This is a genomic window from Dellaglioa sp. CoH-57-MRSF-19 (assembly GCF_056781975.1).
This window is the reverse complement of record NZ_JBXAXW010000273.1, coordinates 1-269: the sequence shown is the minus strand read 5'-3', so window position 1 is coordinate 269 and position 269 is coordinate 1. Positions and strand designations below refer to the sequence as shown.

The window sequence follows — 269 nt, the reverse complement described above, 5'->3', positions numbered from 1 at the left end:
ATCGACACGGGAACAACGCGTGACCTTAGCGTCGCGCCTGGAAGAAGGGAGATCACATCATGGCTATGTCGTTTGACCCTTTCACCCATCTGGAGCGGCTTGCTCAGACCGCGTTCGACTCCAGCCGGCAGCCACGCACCATGCCGGTCGACCTGAGTCGCGAAGGCGAGCAGTACGTGCTCCGAGCCGACCTCCCCGGTGTCGACCCGTCGTCGATTGACATCGACGTCGACGGACACCTGCTCACCATTCGCGCAAACCGTGAGATG

The 269-nt window shown here is 61.7% G+C and carries 1 protein-coding gene; it reads left to right on the top strand.

Annotated elements, in window-relative coordinates:
• Positions 1–59: 59 nt before the first annotated feature.
• Positions 60–269 (top strand): Hsp20/alpha crystallin family protein (locus AC1RO3_RS09200; RefSeq protein WP_481764117.1); only part of this gene is annotated, 210 nt, incomplete at its 3' end.